The following is a 17,952-nucleotide window of genomic DNA, read 5'->3' as shown; positions in this document are numbered from 1 at the left end:
GGGTTTATTCCTTAACTGTAGTTTATTCATTCTTTTAGCTCGCTTATGGCGCTGCGATTGGCAAAGATTCGTCTGCCAATGAGAGTGGCCGCATAGGGCTCTTGTCATGGCCTGGGCCGCCAGCATCTGTTTCATCACCTTCATGTGGGTAAGGCCCTTTATTCAATAGCCTCAACACATAAGCCACTCCTATGCCAAACACAAAGAAGTAAACCAGGATGAACAGCCCTAATGAAACAGCTAGTGAAGCAATATCATGCTTCGATACTGCATCTGTCGTGCGCATCACGCCATATAGCACCCAAGGTTGACGGCCAATTTCAGTGGTCATCCAGCCAGCCAGAATCGCAATAAGCCCAGCGGGGCCCATCAAAACACAGGCGCGCAAGAATAGGGTGTTGCTATACATCTTTTTGGTGCGGCGTAGCCAGAGACTGCAAAACCCAACCAGTATCATCAGCATTCCCAAGCCCACCATAATGCGGAACGTCCAGAAGATGATGGTGGCGTTTGGCCTGTCTTCAGGAGCAAACTCTTTTAAGCCTTTAATCTGGCCATTCCATGAGTGGGTCAAAATCAGGCTGCCCAAATGCGGTATTGCTAAACCGTAATCGGTCACTTCATCTTTCATGTTTGGCAAACCAAATAGATATAGAGGCACGGCTTCACCTAGATTATTTTCCCAGTGGCCTTCAATCGCTGCGATTTTTGCCGGTTGGTGTTCTGCCGTATTCAGCCCATGAAAGTCGCCAATCACCGCCTGAATTGGCGCTACGATCACCAGCATCCACATGGACATGGATAGCATGGTTCTAATCGCTTGGTTATCACGCTTGTTCAGTAGCTGCCATGCCGCAGTTGCGCCAACCAGTAAGGCTGTTGCCAAGAATGCCGCCACGCCCATGTGCATTAAACGGTAGGGGAAAGATGGGTTGAAAATAATCTTTAACCAATCTACAGGCACGGCAATATTGTTGATGATCTCAAAGCCCTGTGGTGTTTGCATCCAGCTATTGGAGGCCAGAATCCACGTCATTGAAATCAATGTGCCCAGCGACACCATGCCTGTAGCAAAAAAGTGCAGGCCAGGCCCAACGCGGTTCCAGCCAAACAACATCACGCCTAAGAATCCAGCCTCGAGGAAGAATGCTGTCAATACTTCATAGGCCAGCAATGGTCCCGTTACGCTGCCCGCGAATGATGAAAAGCCACCCCAGTTAGTACCAAACTCGTAAGACATCACCAGGCCAGAAACCACTCCCATGCCGAAATTAACCCCAAAAACCTTGAGCCAAAAATGGTACAAATCTTTATAGGCTTGGTCTTTTGTCTTGAGCCACAAGCCTTCAAGCACAAAAAGGTACGCAGCCAAACCAATAGTCAAAGAGGGGAAAATGATATGAAACGAGATGGTGAAACCGAACTGAATACGGGCTAATTCAAGCGCTGTAAAACCTAACATGATGGGTAACCTTAGTGATTTTCAATATGTTAAATCTGAATGAATACTTATGACACATAAAATATAAAAAAATCGCTGGGCTGCCAAAATATTTAACTAATAATCCACCTGACTCGATGCTTGTAACTCGGCTATAGATGCGGAGTTACGAAAACTGCGAATAATCTAATAACTCCTGAACTGCCCAACCACAATGCCGTAAATAGAAAAGGCCTCTTTTGGCCGAATAATATCGAAATCCCTATTAGCGGGGATCAGTACAAATTTGTCTTTTTCTTTACCCAAAGTTTTGATGGTGAATTCGTTATCAATGATTGCCACTACGATGTCGCCGATATTTGCTAGATGGCGCTTCTCAACCACTACGATATCGCCATCCATAATGCCCACATCTTTCATCGATTCACCACGCACGGGGATCAACTCAGTCTTGGATGGTTTTCTGATGAGGTGCTCATCAATCGTCAGGTATTCAGTCCCCTCGCTATAAGCTTGGGTAAAAGCGCCTGCTTGCACCGTGTTATTTGACAAAGGCCGTTCAAAGAAGCGTGAACCTGGTACCAGTTTTTTGTCAGGGGCGAGGTCAAGAAAGCCAATCAACTTAAGCCTAGCAACCAGTTTGGATATAGTCGCTTTAGACTTAATGCCCAGCAGTGATTGCATATAGCTGTAGCTAGGCAATATGCGGTGGTTAGCAAAGTAATCCTGCAATTGGCCTAGATATTTGCTATCAGCTTCACTGGCTTGGTTCATGGTTTCTTTTATCACAAGGCACCTCATTTTATTTGAGCAACAATTAAAACGAACGTTCGTTCATTAAATTATCAATGTAATCAGATTAGTTTGCAAGCGCTGTTAGGGGTTTTCTTCATCTAACTAACTCACTTTCGTTTGATTGTCGTACAATAATCAAATGACAACTAAAGATACAACACTAAGAGGCGGCAAACGTGAAGGCTCAGGCAGAAAGCCTTGGAGCCCTTTTCAGGAAAAGACTAAGGCTATCCGCATTCCTGAAAGCCAAGAGCCAGTCATTAGAGATTTTCTTGAGGCCTTCAAGCGTAAGCAGCTAAGTAGCCAGCTAGATAACGTGCAGAGCATAGAGCAGCCTGCAATCAACCCACCAACAATAGGTATTCCCCTCTACAGCAATCGAGTGCCTGCTGGCCTCCCCAGCCCCGTAGATGACCATGTAGATAAACGCCTAGACCTCAATGAGTACATGATTAGAGAAGCCGATGCTACGTTCTTTGTGCGCATCAGGGGTGACTCTATGATTGATGCTGGCATATTCGATAATGATGTGGTGATCGTAGATAAGTCACTGGTAGCCAGCATGGGAGATATTGTCCTAGCCTCAGTGGATGGGGAGTTTACTGTTAAGACACTTGGCAAAACCAAGGAATTAACCCCGCGACTACTTCCAGCTAACCCGAAGTTTTCACCTATCGAGATTAAAGAGGGAATGGACTTTGATGTTTGGGGTGTGGTTACTGGGTCATTGCGGAAGTTTAAATAAAGTCGAGAGTCAATGAGATATGAAATTACAAACAAAAAAATATTTATGTGTGAATTGTTAGTTAAGTATATCTATCTCTGTAGTACCCATATCTTTGGTACGAAAAATGTTTGTTATTTCTTTTAAAACTATCTCACGAGACGGGCAATCAATCATAAGAGTTTGACAGCCTGGAGTTAATATTTCTTTAAATATTTCATATTTATAAAAAACTCTTTTTTCTTAAAATTGAACTCAGCCCCAGCTATTAAATAAAAAAGAATAATAATTTCATATTTTGTTAATTGAGATTTTAAAAAATTAATATAATGATTTTCATTTTCTGAATTAGATGCAATTTCTAACAAAAAACAAATGTTTTTTAAATATCCGTCTAAGAACTCCCCATGCTTTGAGATAAGTCTCTCAGCGACAATGCCATAATAATGTCTTCTTACTGAGAACGGTATTCGATAGAAATTTACACTCCCAGTAGAACGTAAGGCATCTATCAGTTTTGGCGATTGTTGATTAAATCCACCTATATATACTTTTAAAATCTCACCTTTATCACTCGAAGTTACTTTATTCATATCAGCAAGAAATTTAGCTCTGAATTCTTCATATGACTCAATGTTCCAGTCTTTTTTTAAGGCCTCATATATTTTTAAAAATTGAGTATCAGAGATCTTTTCTGGCACACTTTTTAATAAATTTTTTGCAATTCCTATGGATTCAAATGAAAGTTCTTTTTCAAAGCTCTCTGCCAAAAATCGCAGAGACTGATGGGCAGTATATGTCTGGTTTTCAGATATGATTTGCGCATTGGAAATACGAGCTTGGAGAGAGTCAAAAAGTCTAAAAAATACATTATCTTCATTTTGAATTTTAAACTGCTTAGTAGTAAGTCTAGTTGTATAGACTAAAACTAAGAATGCAAGTGTGCCGTAAAATCCGCTTATGTATGAACCAAATCCACCCCAATCGTCCTGTTTTGAGGAAAAATTACCATGAAAGTTATAAAAGTAAATTACTAAAGGAATTGTAAATAAAATGGAAAAGATAATTAAGACGCTTTTTTTACTAGTAAATAATTTCATTTTAAATCCTTATTATTGTTTTTATGGCTGAGTGGAATAGTGTATAACCAATTGAATAATTGCTGATTATTTTAATACTTTAGGTAATTCATACCATGAAAATAAAAAAGCCCATACCTGAGTATGAGCCTTTTTAAAATTCTGGTGGGGGAACGGGGGATCGAACCCCGGACAAACGGATTAAGAGTCCGCTGCTCTACCAGCTGAGCTATTCCCCCTTGTAAGGGGTGCAATTATCAAGATATTGCCATGCTGTGTCAACTTGGCATATTGCTTGGGCGAAAGAAACCTTGGCCTTAGTTTATACAATAGCCCTTAACTTTAGGCCTATCTTGCAACCATCACTTGAAACGCCACTCCTAATCTTGTAAGTTACATCATCGTTTATTGTGAAAGCCCCGCCCTAATGTCTCTTCAGCGTATTGATACCCAGCCATTTGATGATCAAAAACCTGGCACTTCTGGTTTGCGCAAACGCGTGACCGTGTTTCAGCAGGCACATTATCTTGAGAATTTTGTGCAGAGTATTTTTGATACGGTGAACCCACCTGCAGGCGCCACGCTGACGTTGGGCGGCGATGGCCGTTATTTCAACCGCGAGGCGATCCAGATTATCTTGAAGATGGCGGCTGTTAATGGCTTTGGCCGTGTATTAGTGGGGCAGGCGGGCATACTTTCTACACCAGCGGCTTCATGCATCATCCGTAAATATGAGACTTTTGGCGGCATTATTCTCTCTGCGAGCCACAATCCTGGCGGGCCAGACGGCGATTTTGGTATTAAGTACAACATGCCTAACGGTGGCCCTGCGCCTGAAAAGATTACTGAGGCCATTTACACCAATACTACAAAAATTACGCAATACAGCTTGATTGAAGCTGATGATATTCCGCTGGATGTGATTGGCGAATATGACTTGGCTAGCATGAAGGTGCAGGTAATTGATGCGGTGGCTGATTATGCCGAGTTGATGACTTCACTATTCGACTTTAACTCGATACGCTCTTTGCTTGCCAGTGGGTTCAGAATTAAATTTGACGCCATGCATGCAGTGACTGGCCCATACGCTCGCGAGATATTTATCAATCAACTAGGCGCGCCAGCCGATAGCATTATGAATGCAGTACCGCTGGAAGATTTTGGTGGCGGTCACCCAGACCCTAACCTGACTTATGCGCATGAGTTGGTGGAAGTGATTTACGGTAAACATGCGCCAGACTTCGGTGCGGCATCTGATGGTGATGGCGACCGTAACATGATTTTGGGCAACCACTTTTTTGTAACGCCATCTGATAGCTTGGCGATATTAGCGGCCAACGCCAAGCTGGTGCCAGGCTACAGCAAAGGACTTGCTGGCATTGCACGCTCCATGCCGACCAGCGCAGCTGCAGACCGCGTGGCCAAGGCGCTCGGAATTCCCTGTTATGAAACACCAACGGGCTGGAAATTCTTTGGCAACCTGATGGATGCTGGCAAGGTGACGCTGTGCGGTGAAGAGAGTTTTGGCACAGGCTCTAACCACGTGCGTGAAAAAGATGGCCTGTGGGCTGTGTTGTTCTGGCTGAATATCCTCGCGCAGCAAGAGGTGGCGGATAACGAAAAGCCATCGGTTGAAAAACTGGTTAAAGCACATTGGCTGAAATACGGACGCAATGTGTATTCGCGGCATGATTACGAGGGCTTGCCTAGCACGGCGGCCAGTGGCGTGATCAAGCATATTCAAGACAGTTATAAAAAGCTGACAGGTGCGCAATTCGGCCGTTACATCGTCAAAACCTGTGATGATTTTGGCTACACAGACCCTGTGGACGGCAGCATCAGCCTTAACCAAGGCGTACGGATTTTGTTCACGGATGATTCACGTATTGTATTCCGCCTATCTGGCACAGGCACAGAGGGCGCGACTTTGCGGATATACCTAGAAGCGTACGAGCCAGATGCCAGCAAACATCACCTGGATGCGCAGGTAGCACTGGCTGAGATGATCAAGATTGCACTGGAAATATCTGAGCTGAAGAAGAGAACAGGGCGGGATACGCCGACGGTGATTACTTAGAGTTCGTCATCCTCGCGAAAGCGGGGATTCAAGTGATTATTTAAAATGGATTCCCGCTTTCGCGGGAATGACGGTGTTTTAAAGATTTGGCTAGATACCAGTGAGTTTGGCTTTATTGCCCAAACCTCAAATAAACCCAAGCCTTATATAAAGTAGATCAGCGCGATCACGCCAATAATCAGGCCGAACTTGATCAGATGATACAAAGGGCGGCTGAATGCCTTGAGTTTGCGCCTGTATTTACCCACTGCCCAGAAAAAACGAAACACTTTATTAATGCCGCCCGTCTGGTCACCTGTTTCATTCGGTGAGCTCGCGGCTGTCATTACTACTCGACCCAGCCAGCGATTCACGGCTTGTGCCCAGCGATATTTCATCGGCCGTTCTATATCGCACAGCAGGATAATGCGGGTCTCGTCGCTGTCATTCAGCGCCCAGTGGATGTAGGTTTCATCGAACATCACGCCCTGGCCATCTCGCCAGCTATAGTTCTCGGTATTCACGTTAATAAAGCAGCGATCATCATTCGGCGTGACTAGCCCCAGGTGATAACGCAATGAGCCTGCATAGGGATCGCGGTGCGGGTTGAGCTTGGCACCTGGTGGTAACTCGGTAAACATGGCCGCTTTGACTTCTGGTACCTGCTTTAACAGCGCCACTGTCTTGGGGCAAAACTGGGCAGCAGAAGGATGGTTGGCCTCGTACCATTTCAGGTAAAAACGCTTCCAGCCTTTTTTGAAAAATGAGTTGAAACCAGCATCGTCATTTTTTTCCGCTGCCTTTATCTTATCCAGCTGTTCAAGCGCCAGCGCTTCATCCCGAATCATCTCCCAGTTATCCTGTAGCAACTGCAAGCCTTTGAAGTCACTCAAAGGCAGATAAGCCGTGGTGGTCGGGACTTTGGAGAGTAAATAAATAAAGATATTGATTGGCGAGACAACTGATGAATGATCGAATACTTGCCTGAAAAATGGCAAGCGTGCTTTGCCACGAAAGTGCACGAAGAGAATGGCAGATGCGTATAAAGCGATGATGACGTATTTCATGGAGGCTGGCTTCGTAGAATGCTATTGAGAGCTAAGTAGATGCATTTTAGTTTTTAATTGTGGCTAAGTCCAAGATTTCGACTTAATAAAATCATGAATAAAAAACGGGCCGCTTAGAGCCCGTTTATCTACTACAAGAATAGCGATACTTAGTTGCCTGTTTGTTTGGCCAGCCATTCTTGTGGGTCAATCTGGCCATCGCCTGATTTATCCATTGCGGTGAAAATGGTTTCGTTGTATTTCAGGAACTCTTCCTTGCTGACTGTGTGATCGCCATCGGTATCGATCATTTTCATCATCTTCATCGTACGCAATTGATGGCTATAGCCGCCTGTTGCAATGCTGATGTTTTCCTGGCCTTTGGTGCCTACCCATTCTTTGGCATCCAGCGTGTCGTCGCCGTCTTTGTTCAAGGCATCGAATAATGAGCCGTAGTATGCATCTGCTTCAGCTTTTGTCACCATGTGGTTGCCATCGGCATCCAGCATTTTCATCATGTCCATTTTGTGTAATTCGCGGGCATAACCACCAGTGCTTAACATGGCATCTGCGGCAAAGGTCGGTGCAGAGAATGCAGCGGTAGAAAGTAGAATACAGCCGATTAAAGCAACATTGTTTAATTGAATCTTCATGATAAAACTCCCAAATAAATTTAAGTAAATTCCAACAAGTGTGTGGAATCTCGCGTTAGCGAACATTAGTCAGGAGCGTTTAGAATTACTTACATTTATTTTTTGAGGTGGCCAGATGCAGAGGTTTGAGAAGGCTGCAGCTATTGTTCAAGCTGTTTGATTGTCATGGTGTTATGAAATAATCTGACATCCATGCGGCCTAGGTATGACATGCCGAGTAACACATTACCCTGCAAACCAGGGGCAATCACCGCAGAAACATCTTTAGCTTCAACTCCGCCAATTTTTACTGAATCCAGTCTTGTGACGTAGGCAATGCTGTTGCCATTGGCTGTATTGGTGGTGATGGCGGTATGGCTGCTGAGATTAAGCTGCTTGGCTATGTTTTGCGATACGGCGACATCGGTTGCGCCTGTATCCACCAGCACATTCACTTTTTGCCCGTTGATAATGGCTTCTGCACGGTAATGACCATCTGGCCCGCGTTGAAGCACCACGCTGCTGGATGAGCCTAATACTGCTGCTTTGTTGGGGTTAATGAAGCCATCTGCCAGGTGATAAATGAGCCCAGCCAAAGCCAGCCATATAATCCCCGCGATGATGTTGCCTTTAGTCATGGTGTGAGCTCACTAAAAGGGCAGGTTAAGGTATGGCTCAGCCGCCAAAATAATGGCGCGAAATGCATTTTGAATACGTTTTAGCGCTTCAGGGTCATCGGCTTCAAAGCGCAATACAAGCACTGGTGTGGTGTTAGATGCGCGCATCAAGCCAAAGCCATCAGCGTATTCCACACGCAGGCCATCGATGGTGATGACTTCAATCGCGCCTTCAAACTTTGCGGATGATTGTAAGTGCGTAATAAGTTTATGTGTCTCGCCTTCAAGCATCCTGATGTGCTGCTCTGGCGTGCTAATGCTGTCAGGGAGTGCATCCAGAATGGCGGATGGATTATCAGATCTGCTCAAGATTTCCAGCAGGCGAGCACCAGCATACAAGCCATCATCAAAGCCGTACCAGCGTTTCTTGCGGGTAGCGGCGTCTTGATCATTAAAAAATAGGTGGCCTGTCATTTCCCCCGCCAGAGCGGCGCTGGTTTCCTTGATTTTGGCTTTGACCAGAGAATGGCCAGTTTTCCACATCACTGGCTTGCCGCCACGCGCTTTAATCCATGAGCTTAGGTTGCGCGTGCATTTCACGTCAAAGATGATGGTTGCGCCTGGCTCATGCTTGAGCACATCTTCTGCGAATAGCAAAAGCTGGCGGTCTGGGTAAATAATGTTGCCTTGTTTGGTGACGACACCCAAACGGTCGCCATCGCCATCAAATGCCAGACCAATTTCAGCATCGCCATTTTTCAGCGCTGTGATCAAGTCTGCCAGATTTTCTGGCACGGATGGGTCTGGGTGATGGTTGGGGAAATGCCCATCTACTTCGCAAAACAGCTCTTCGACCTCGCAGCCCAGCGCTTCATAAAGCTTGCGTGCAAATGCCCCAGCAACCCCATTGCCGCAATCGACGGCTACTTTCATCTTGCGGGTGAGTTTGATGTCTGATGCAATGCGAGCGATGTAATCAGGTGCAATATCGTAATGGCTTTCTGCGCCCAAGCTCGATTCTACTAAGTCATTTTGCTCAATACGCACGCGCAAACTTTGGATGGCGGCTTCAGATAAGGTTTCGCCATCCAAGACTATTTTTAGGCCATTGTAATCGGGTGGGTTGTGGCTACCCGTGACCATCACGCCACAATCCGTACCCAAGTGATGTGCCGCAAAATAGACCATGGGTGTTGCCACGCAGCCTAATTGAATGACATCAATGCCCGTTTTACGGATGCCTAATGAAAGCGCTGCTGCAAGCTCAGGCCCTGAAAGCCTGCCATCGTAACCAACACAAATCCTCGTTTGTTTCCGTGCAATGGCCTCGCTACCGATAGCTTGACCAATCGCTTGCACAATCTCTGGTGTGAGCGTTTTGCCGACGATGCCGCGAATGTCGTACGCTTTGAAGATTTCTTTGGGGATGATCATGCGCAAACTACGCGATACGACTTATTCGGCCTCATCTATCCAGGCGAGTTGTATGGCTTCTAGTATTTTTTCGCCGCATTTACTTGGCTCGTCGTCAAATTCTTCGAGATCAAGCACCCATTGATATAAATCGGTGAAGCGTATGGTTTTTGGGTCTAGCTCGGGGAATTTATCGTAGAGCGCGATGGCAATATCTAAACTGTCTGTCCATTTCATAAGTATTTCCTTTATTTTTTAAGTGCGTTTGGCGCGTTGGTATTGCAGAGGCCAAGTTATATCCGCTTCCAATTCTTTTGCTGCCCTCAGCGGCCAGTATGGGTCGCGCAGCATTTCTCGTGCTAGCGAAACCACATCTGCTTGGCCAGTCATTAATATATGTTCAGCCTGCACTGGCTCTGTAATCATGCCGACTGCGCTGGTGGCAATGCCAGCTTCTTTACGGATCGCTTCGGCGAATTGTGTCTGGTACCCAGCGCCTACAGGTATTGTGGCATCCAGTACTAAGCCGCCGCTTGAGCAGTCAATCAAGTCGATACCGATCTCTTTTAGCCATTTTGATAGCTGGATAGATTGCGCTAGATCCCAGCTTTGTTGGCCTGTGTTTTCCATCCAATCTGTGACTGAGATGCGGACAAACACGGGTTTGTCTTGCGGCCAGAAATCACGTAGCACCTTGGCAATCTCAAGCGTTAAACGACAACGATTTTCTAGGCTACCGCCGTATTCATCGGTGCGCTGGTTGGAGATGGGCGACAAGAATTCATGCAGCAAATAGCCATGCGCACTATGTAGTTCGATGACGTCAAAACCTGCCTCAAGCGCACGTTTTGCGGTATCTAAAAACTGCTGGCTGATGCTTTTAATATCGTCTGTGGATAAAGCAAGGGGCGCTCCATGGGCGCTGGATGCCGGTAGAGCAGAAGGCGCAACGGTTTGCCAGCCACCTTGGGTTTTAGGCAGAAATCCGCCACCATTCCACGGCATATCACTAGAGGCTTTACGCCCAGCATGACCAATCTGGATGCCGGCTACTGCGCCATTTTTCTTGATAAAGTCAGCAATTGGTTTGAATGCTTCGGTATGTTTGTCCGACCACAGGCCAGTGCAGTGCGGCGTAATGCGGCCTTCTGGATTGATCGCGGTCGCTTCAACCATCACCAGTGCAGCACCGCCAACGGCGCGGCTACCATAGTTGACCAGATGCCAATGGTTGGGGATGCCATCTTCGGCCGAGTACTGGCACATAGGTGAAACGAAAATACGGTTTTTAAACACTGTTTCACGTAGTTTGAACTCGGTAAATAATTTAGCCATGCTTAAGTCTTTCTATTCAACAATCACCGGAATATTTGCAATCTTTGCGCGCCACTCCGCAGGGCCTGTGCTGTGTACCGAATGGCCCTTGCTATCTACCGCCACTGTCACTGGCATATCTTCGACCACGAATTCGTAAATAGCTTCCATCCCTAAATCTGGGAAAGCGACTATCCGCGCTGATTTAATGGCTTGCGAGATCAGGTAAGCCGCGCCGCCGATGGCGATGAGGTATGCAGACTGGTGCTGCTTGATGAGGTTAATCGTATCATCGCCACGTTCGGCTTTGCCTATCATGCCGAGCAGGTCAGTTTTCGAAAGCATGACGTCGGTGAATCTATCCATACGCGTTGCAGTCGTTGGACCTGCTGGGCCGATAGCTTCATCACGCACTGCATTGACTGGCCCTACGTAATAGATAAAGCGATTGGTGAAGTCCAGGCCATCTGGCATCGGCTTGCCTTGTGCGATTAAATCGACAATGCGCTTGTGTGCGGCATCGCGACCAGTGAGTAATTTGCCACTAAGCAAGAGCTTTTCGCCTGGTTGCCACGATGCAATATCCTGTTTTTTCAGGATATCCAGATTCACTTTACGGCTTGGCGTGCTGGCATCAAGCGCAATCTGCGGCCAGTCTTCTAGTTTTGGCACAGGCAATACTGCTGGCCCGCTGCCATCGAGGGTGAAATGCACGTGGCGGGTGGCGGCGCAGTTGGGGATCATGGCGACAGGCAATGAGGTCGCGTGGGTGGCGGTATCCAGTATCTTTACATCCAATACTGTCGTCAGCCCGCCAAGGCCTTGCGCACCTATGCCCAGACGATTCACTTTTTCATAAAGATCAAGCCGCAGCCCTTCAGCCTTATTGCTGGGACCACGTGCTTTTAACGCCTGGATATCAATCGGAGCAAACAGTGATTGCTTGGCGAGCAAGACGGCTTTCTCCGCTGTGCCGCCTATGCCTATGCCAAGCACACCAGGCGGGCACCAGCCAGCGCCCATGGTCGGCACGGTTTCCAGCACCCAATCCACAATACTATCGCTAGGTTCTAGCATGGCTAATTTAGCCTTATTCTCAGAGCCGCCGCCTTTGGCTGAAATGTTGATGTCAACCTGGTTGCCAGGCACTAATTCAACATGGACAACGGAGGGCGTGTTATCGCGTGTATTGATACGCCCTCCAGCGGGGTCACTCACGATGGAGGCGCGCAGTGGATTGTTCAAATCGCCATAAGCGCGGCGAACGCCTTCATCCACCAATTCTTGCAGGCTTAAACTGCTATCCCAGCGCACATCCATGCCTACTTTAATGAATGACACCACGATGCCAGTGTCCTGACAAAGCGGGCGCTGGCCTTGGGCGCACAGATAAGAGTTAATGAGGATTTGGCCAATGGCATCTTTTGCCGCATCTGATTCTTCGTGTTGCCAGGCATGATGCAAGGCAGCGAGAAAATCAGGCGAGTGATAGCAAGCGATATATTGCAGCGCCTGATGGATGCTACTGATGAAATCTTCTTGTTTAATTAAAGTCATGGCGGCTCATGAATGGGGCAGCGTCGTTTTGTGATTATTCAACAATGATTATAACTTGGCATCTTGCTAATAAGCTTGTTAGATTGAGTCACCTACATGATGAATTTTTTAAAGTGAGCTTGAATGTTTTTAAGTCTGGCCTGTCCTAAATTTTCGATTTAGTGAGCACAATAAAAATGAACATACTTTTACCTAAAATCAGCGCATATCTATTAATAAGCGGCTTGTTAACCAGCTTTGCATTACAAGCTAATGCGGACAATTTATCTGATGCAAAGGCCGCCATTGCCAAAGCTGATTTTGCAAAAGCTGCCAAGATTTATCAACAAGCAGCCCAAGCGGGCGATGTGAAGGCCGAATACAACTTGGGTTTGATGTATTTGAATGGCGATGGTGTGAAACAGGATAATGCCGAAGCGCTCAAGTGGTTTACCACATCAGCCAATGGCGGCTTTGCCGAGGCGCAGTATCGCCTGGGTGTGATTTATTTCCGTAACGATATTGTGCCTATAGATTATGCAGAGGCAGTTAAATGGTACAAAGCCGCTGCTACACAAGGCCATGTGAAGTCTCAACTGGATATGGGCGTGATTTACTACAGTGGTGCAGTGGTTGATCAGGATTATGCTGAAGCGATTAAATGGTACAAACTTGCAGCCAGCCAAGGCCTAACAGAAGCGCAATTTAACCTTGGTAGCATGTATCTTAAAGGTGAGGGTGTAGCCGAGGATTTGGTAAAGGGCTATATGTGGGTCTATTTATCTACACAACCCAATAATGCCCAGTTGAATGAGCCAGCAAGAAACAACAGCAAGCGATTTACTGTGCTGAGTTTTTATGCAAACAAGATGACTGTCGAGCAGCTTGCAGAAGCTAAATCATCTGCAAATGCCTGCAGCGCTAATCGTTTTACTGACTGCTGATAATTTTCGCGTATGTCGCCTTTGTATAAAAGTCTGGTTCTAATCCCAGCTTGGCCGCGTTATCTGGGCTTGGCGGGCGTTATCCCTTTCTTATTGTTTGGTGTTCTGCCGTGGTTTCAGAACTATCACGCAATCATCAGTCTTTACGCATTATTGGCCTATGGTGCAGTGATTCTCTCTTTTATTGGAGCCTTGCATTGGGCATTCGCCATGATGGCATCCACCATTTCTGAATCCCGTAGAAATAGTATGTATCTATGGAGCGTAATCCCTGCATTGATCGGCTGGATTTCATTGTTATTGCCATTACGGATAGGTTTGCTGATTTCGTTGCTTGGCTTCGCGCTGCATTGTGTAATGGATGTCAAACTGGTCAGAGCAATTCAACTGCCGGCTTGGTATTTACCCCTTCGTTTTATGCTGACCATGCTTGCATCACTAGGCATCTTGTCTGGGCAAATTTACGCATTAACCATGTAGCGCCATTGTTTTTTTAATGCGCACTGTATGTTTTCTGCAAAATTCGCCTTAATTTGTTGTAAAAATCCCAATCCCTCCATTTTTGAATTAAATCTCACTAATTTTGCTTAAGTTCATGATTTTTCAGGCTGGGAATGATGACATCTATAGGAATCCAACTCTCTAATTTTAAGCCGTATTGAGAATGATTCTTTTTACCCAAAATAATCTTCTAAGTTGTTGAAAATTATTAAAACTTTTGTGTATTATCCAAGTCTGAATTTTCACAAATTAGATAATAATTTTGTAAATTTAATGCACGGTTTAATTTAATTTAGGAGCACTCATGAACAATTCTAAAAGAACTTTTATGTTGCAAATCATTGCTGCTGGTGTTTCATTGCCATTAGCGAAAATCGCATTTGCAGAATATGTAAACGAAAAAGATCCAACTGCTGTTAGTTTGGGTTATGTCTCAGATGCAACAAAGGCAACTAACGGTAAATACAAAGCTGGTCAACACTGTGGTGCTTGCATGTTCTTCGGTGGAAAAGCTGGAGATACAAAAGGCCCTTGCCCATTGTTTGCTGGTAAAGAAGTTCATTCAGCAGGCTGGTGTAGTGCTTTCGCAGCTAAACCTGCATAAGTTCGTAAACTAAAGTAGTTCTTTAGTTAAAAATCAAGTAGTTCAATAAAATTAAGTCGTCCAAAAGACGCACCCGAATTCAATCCGCTATCTTCATCTTTAAGATGACAACCCAAAAAGTTGAGTCCAGATAGCGGATTATTATATTCAGCACCGCCAGTATCTAAGTCTCGGCTCAATTGCAGCTTATTCATTCCCTAATATTTTTGCCATTCAACATATATTCTGAACATTCTTTAAGTAGATGTATCTGATACTACTTATTTTCTGTATTGCGCTTCTGCATTGTGCTTATGCCTCTGCATGTTAAAATCCCACTCTTCAATTTAGTAAACGAAACAGAACTGGAAACCTGAATATGTTTAGCGCGGCAAACACACTTAATGCGGTTGATTCCGAATTGTGGGGATACATGGAATCAGAGCGCCAACGTCAGCATGAGCACATCGAACTGATCGCTTCTGAAAACTACACCAGCCCAGCGGTTATGCAGGCACAAGGCTCGCAGCTGACTAATAAATATGCAGAAGGTTATCCAGGTAAACGTTTTTATGGTGGTTGTGAGTTTGTTGACCAGATTGAGCAATTGGCAATTGATCGCCTGAAGAAACTCTATGGCGCCGAATATGCTAACGTGCAGCCGCACTCAGGTTCACAAGCCAATCAGGCGGTATATTTTTCTATCCTGAAACCAGGTGATACGGTGATGGGGATGAACCTTGGTCATGGTGGTCATTTAACCCATGGTTCTCCAGCCAATCTTTCAGGCAAGCTGTTTAACATCGTGGCTTACGGACTGAACGAAAAAGAAGAAATCGATTACGACGAGATGGAGCGTATTGCCATTGAAGCCAAGCCTAAGTTGTTGATTGGCGGCGCTTCAGCTTATGCATTGCGTTTTGACTGGGCGCGTATGGCTGAAATTGCAAAAAAAGTAGGTGCATATTTCATGGTGGATATGGCGCATTACTCTGGCTTGATTGCCGCAGGTGTTTATCCTAACCCTGTGCCCCATGCTGATTTTGTGACCTCCACTACACACAAGACTTTGCGTGGACCACGTGGCGGTATCATCTTGGCGAAGGCTGAGTTTGAGAAAAGTATCAATTCCAACGTATTCCCAAGCTTGCAAGGCGGCCCTTTGATGCATGTGATTGCAGGTAAAGCCACGGCATTCCTTGAGGCATTACAACCTGAATTTAAAACTTATCAAGAGCAAGTATTGAAAAACGCCAGCGCGATGGCGCAAACCTTGGCTGAGCGCGGTCTGCGTATCATCTCTGGCCGTACTGAGTCCCATGTATTCCTGGTGGATCTACGCCCTAAAGGTTTGACTGGTAAAGCTGCAGATGCCTACCTTGGTCAAGCACATATCACTGTGAACAAGAACGCAATTCCGAATGACCCTGAAAGCCCATTCGTGACTTCTGGTATCCGTATCGGCTCACCAGCTATTACCACGCGGGGTTTTAAAGAGGCTGAAGCAAGAGAAGTGGCTAACTTGATTGCTGATGTACTGGATAATCCGACAGATGAAGCGGTGATTGCTGCTACCAAGGCCAAGGTGCATGCCATGACCAATCGTTTCCCCGTCTACGGTGCTTAAGCTGCAAGCGGCGAGCTACTTGTGAAATGCCCTTTTTGCGGTACAGACGACACACAAGTCATTGATTCACGCGTGAATGACGAGGGCGACAGTATTCGTCGCCGTCGCCGTTGTGCTGTGTGTGATAAGCGTTTTACCACCTATGAAACCGCCGAACTGCATATGCCGCAGGTTGTGAAACAAAATGGTAATCGCGAGGAGTTTAATCGCGATAAGCTGAGGCTTTCATTCACCCGCGCCTTGCACAAGCGACCAGTGCCTACCGAGTATGTGGATAGGGCGCTAGATCACATCGTGCAGAAAATTCTCGGGCAGGGAGAGCGCGAACTGAATTCGCGTGACCTCGGTGAGATTGTGATGCAGGAGCTGCGCTTGATGGATAAGGTGGCTTATATTCGATTCGCATCCATCTATCGTAGCTTTCAGGATGTGGATGACTTTCATGATGTCATACGTGATCTCGATATTCCGCACCGCCGTGTTGCTGATAAATCCAAACCCTCCAAAACATAAGCATGTCTAGCGCCCAGAATCTGTTTTCTGAAATGGATCACCAGTGGATGGCGCAAGCACTGCAACTTGCAGAGCAAGGTCTTTACACCACAACGCCTAATCCGCGTGTTGGCTGTGTGATTGTTAAAAATGGCCTCGTGATTGGTTCAGGCGCGCATCTAAAGGCAGGTGAGCCGCACGCTGAGGTGCATGCCTTGCGCCAAGCGCATCAGAATGCTCGTGACCAAGTTAAAGGCGCAGATGTCTATGTCACCCTTGAACCGTGTAGCCATCATGGCCGCACGCCGCCTTGTGCCGATGCGCTGATTGAGGCGGGAGTTAAGCGTGTGATTGTGGCCATGCAGGATCCAAACCCAAAAGTTGCAGGCAGTGGCCTTGCTCGCCTGCAGGCACATGGTATTGAAGTCGCTTCTGGCCTAATGGAAGGGCAAGCGCGCGAACTGAATGTTGGTTTTATATCGCGCATGACGCGCCAATTACCTTATGTCCGCACTAAAGTAGCAGCGAGCTTGGACGGCCGTACTGCTCTCGCGAATGGCGAAAGCAAATGGATTACTGGTGAGCCTGCAAGGCGTGACGTGCAGCATTGGCGCGCACGTTCATGTGCAATACTCACTGGCATAGGCACAGTACTGGCGGATGATCCGCATATGGATGTGCGGACTATAGAGATTGGCCGTCAACCTTTGCGAGTGATTGTCGACAGCCAATTGCGCATTTCAGCTAACGCTAAAATACTTCAAGGCAATGCGCTGGTAGTTTATGCCAATGCAGCTCAAGCCAAAATCGATGTTTTACAGGCGGCAGGCTTAAAACTCATTCAGCTGACAGATGCTAGTGGCAAGGTATGCCTGAAAAGCCTGTTAAGCCATCTTGCAGAGCTTGGCATCAATGAACTTATGGTTGAGGCAGGACAAACCTTGAATGGCGCTCTGATGAAGCATAAGCTGGTTGATGAGCTGGTGCTTTATTACGCGCCAGTTTTACTGGGTAACCAGGCACGCGGTATCTTTGAGTTGCCCACTTTTACAGACATGAAGCAACGCATTGGTCTTGAAGTGAAAGATACCCGACAATTTGGCGCGGATATTCGCATCATCGCCAAGCCGATTTACTCTTCTGAGTAGTAGA

Annotated in this window: 18 protein-coding genes and 1 tRNA gene; 8 read left to right on the top strand and 11 right to left on the bottom strand. The window is 46.3% G+C overall.

What is annotated here, in order from left to right; translation table 11 throughout:
* Window positions 1-43 precede the first annotated feature (43 nt).
* Together ZMTM_RS08725 and ZMTM_RS08720 are read right to left on the bottom strand one after the other, a co-directional pair.
* Window positions 44-1,462 carry a cytochrome ubiquinol oxidase subunit I gene (locus ZMTM_RS08725; RefSeq protein ID WP_221763511.1) on the bottom strand — a complete coding sequence of 473 codons (1,419 nt, stop codon included), beginning with the start codon at window positions 1,460-1,462 and terminating at the stop codon, window positions 44-46.
* A gap of 165 nt (window positions 1,463-1,627) precedes the next feature.
* The gene (locus tag ZMTM_RS08720) at window positions 1,628-2,230 is read right to left on the bottom strand and encodes a LexA family protein (protein WP_318840490.1); all 603 of its coding nucleotides are present in this window, start codon (window positions 2,228-2,230) and stop codon (window positions 1,628-1,630) included.
* A gap of 145 nt (window positions 2,231-2,375) precedes the next feature.
* On the opposite strand from ZMTM_RS08720, the gene ZMTM_RS08715 reads away from it, so the two are divergent.
* Window positions 2,376-2,981 carry a LexA family protein gene (locus ZMTM_RS08715; RefSeq protein WP_221763510.1) on the top strand — a complete coding sequence of 202 codons (606 nt, stop codon included), beginning with the start codon at window positions 2,376-2,378 and terminating at the stop codon, window positions 2,979-2,981.
* Between the two features lie 176 nt (window positions 2,982-3,157).
* Here ZMTM_RS08715 and ZMTM_RS08710 read toward each other — a convergent pair whose 3' ends face one another.
* Complete coding sequence (locus tag ZMTM_RS08710; protein WP_221763509.1) at window positions 3,158-4,060, bottom strand: hypothetical protein; 903 nt, start codon at window positions 4,058-4,060, stop codon at window positions 3,158-3,160.
* 142 nt (window positions 4,061-4,202) lie between these two features.
* Window positions 4,203-4,278: transfer RNA gene (locus ZMTM_RS08705), tRNA-Lys, on the bottom strand.
* Between the two features lie 188 nt (window positions 4,279-4,466).
* On the opposite strand from ZMTM_RS08705, the gene ZMTM_RS08700 reads away from it, so the two are divergent.
* Window positions 4,467-6,116 (top strand): alpha-D-glucose phosphate-specific phosphoglucomutase, encoded by a 1,650-nt coding sequence (locus tag ZMTM_RS08700; RefSeq protein ID WP_221763508.1) that lies wholly within the window; start codon window positions 4,467-4,469, stop codon window positions 6,114-6,116.
* A gap of 143 nt (window positions 6,117-6,259) precedes the next feature.
* On the opposite strand, the gene lpxO is transcribed toward ZMTM_RS08700, so the two are convergent.
* From lpxO to ZMTM_RS08665, 7 genes are all read right to left on the bottom strand, one after another.
* Entirely contained in the window at window positions 6,260-7,162 is a 903-nt protein-coding gene (gene lpxO / locus ZMTM_RS08695; protein WP_221763507.1) for a lipid A hydroxylase LpxO, read from the bottom strand.
* 149 nt (window positions 7,163-7,311) lie between these two features.
* On the bottom strand, window positions 7,312-7,794 hold the full coding sequence (locus ZMTM_RS08690) for an EF-hand domain-containing protein (protein ID WP_221763506.1): 483 nt from the start codon (window positions 7,792-7,794) through the stop codon (window positions 7,312-7,314).
* 140 nt (window positions 7,795-7,934) lie between these two features.
* A complete protein-coding gene (locus ZMTM_RS08685; RefSeq protein ID WP_221763505.1) occupies window positions 7,935-8,411 on the bottom strand; it encodes a retropepsin-like aspartic protease family protein in 477 nt (158 codons plus the stop codon).
* Between the two features lie 12 nt (window positions 8,412-8,423).
* Window positions 8,424-9,824: a phosphomannomutase/phosphoglucomutase gene (locus tag ZMTM_RS08680; RefSeq protein ID WP_221763504.1), complete on the bottom strand. Its 1,401-nt coding sequence runs from the start codon at window positions 9,822-9,824 to the stop codon at window positions 8,424-8,426.
* A 21-nt stretch (window positions 9,825-9,845) separates the two neighbouring features.
* Complete coding sequence (gene iscX, locus ZMTM_RS08675) at window positions 9,846-10,040, bottom strand: Fe-S cluster assembly protein IscX (RefSeq protein WP_404804661.1); 195 nt, start codon at window positions 10,038-10,040, stop codon at window positions 9,846-9,848.
* An 18-nt stretch (window positions 10,041-10,058) separates the two neighbouring features.
* Complete coding sequence (locus ZMTM_RS08670; protein WP_221763503.1) at window positions 10,059-11,138, bottom strand: NADH:flavin oxidoreductase/NADH oxidase; 1,080 nt, start codon at window positions 11,136-11,138, stop codon at window positions 10,059-10,061.
* 12 nt (window positions 11,139-11,150) lie between these two features.
* Window positions 11,151-12,674 (bottom strand): fumarate hydratase, encoded by a 1,524-nt coding sequence (locus tag ZMTM_RS08665; protein ID WP_221763502.1) that lies wholly within the window; start codon window positions 12,672-12,674, stop codon window positions 11,151-11,153.
* A 176-nt stretch (window positions 12,675-12,850) separates the two neighbouring features.
* Between ZMTM_RS08665 and ZMTM_RS08660 the strand changes: the two genes are divergently transcribed.
* The 6 genes from ZMTM_RS08660 to ribD all read left to right on the top strand — a co-directional run bounded on the left by ZMTM_RS08660 (window position 12,851) and on the right by ribD (window position 17,948).
* A complete protein-coding gene (locus tag ZMTM_RS08660; protein WP_221763501.1) occupies window positions 12,851-13,597 on the top strand; it encodes a tetratricopeptide repeat protein in 747 nt (248 codons plus the stop codon).
* Window positions 13,598-13,609: 12 nt separating this feature from the next.
* A complete protein-coding gene (locus ZMTM_RS08655) occupies window positions 13,610-14,077 on the top strand; it encodes a DUF3429 domain-containing protein (protein WP_221763500.1) in 468 nt (155 codons plus the stop codon).
* 325 nt (window positions 14,078-14,402) lie between these two features.
* Window positions 14,403-14,702 (top strand): high-potential iron-sulfur protein, encoded by a 300-nt coding sequence (locus ZMTM_RS08650; protein ID WP_221763499.1) that lies wholly within the window; start codon window positions 14,403-14,405, stop codon window positions 14,700-14,702.
* A gap of 358 nt (window positions 14,703-15,060) precedes the next feature.
* Window positions 15,061-16,308, top strand: coding sequence for a serine hydroxymethyltransferase (gene glyA / locus ZMTM_RS08645; RefSeq protein WP_221763498.1), 1,248 nt, complete (start codon window positions 15,061-15,063; stop codon window positions 16,306-16,308).
* 21 nt (window positions 16,309-16,329) lie between these two features.
* The gene (gene nrdR, locus ZMTM_RS08640; RefSeq protein WP_221763497.1) at window positions 16,330-16,821 is read left to right on the top strand and encodes a transcriptional regulator NrdR; all 492 of its coding nucleotides are present in this window, start codon (window positions 16,330-16,332) and stop codon (window positions 16,819-16,821) included.
* A gap of 2 nt (window positions 16,822-16,823) precedes the next feature.
* Window positions 16,824-17,948, top strand: a complete 1,125-nt coding sequence (ribD, locus tag ZMTM_RS08635) for a bifunctional diaminohydroxyphosphoribosylaminopyrimidine deaminase/5-amino-6-(5-phosphoribosylamino)uracil reductase RibD (protein ID WP_221763496.1) — start codon at window positions 16,824-16,826, stop codon at window positions 17,946-17,948.
* The last annotated feature ends 4 nt before the right edge of the window (window positions 17,949-17,952 follow it).

This window comes from Methyloradius palustris (assembly GCF_019703875.1).
In the GTDB taxonomy this organism is placed as follows: Bacteria; Pseudomonadota; Gammaproteobacteria; order Burkholderiales; family Methylophilaceae; genus Methyloradius; species Methyloradius palustris.
The sequence above is the reverse complement of the archived record's forward strand: the minus strand, read 5'-3'. Positions and strand labels throughout refer to the sequence as shown.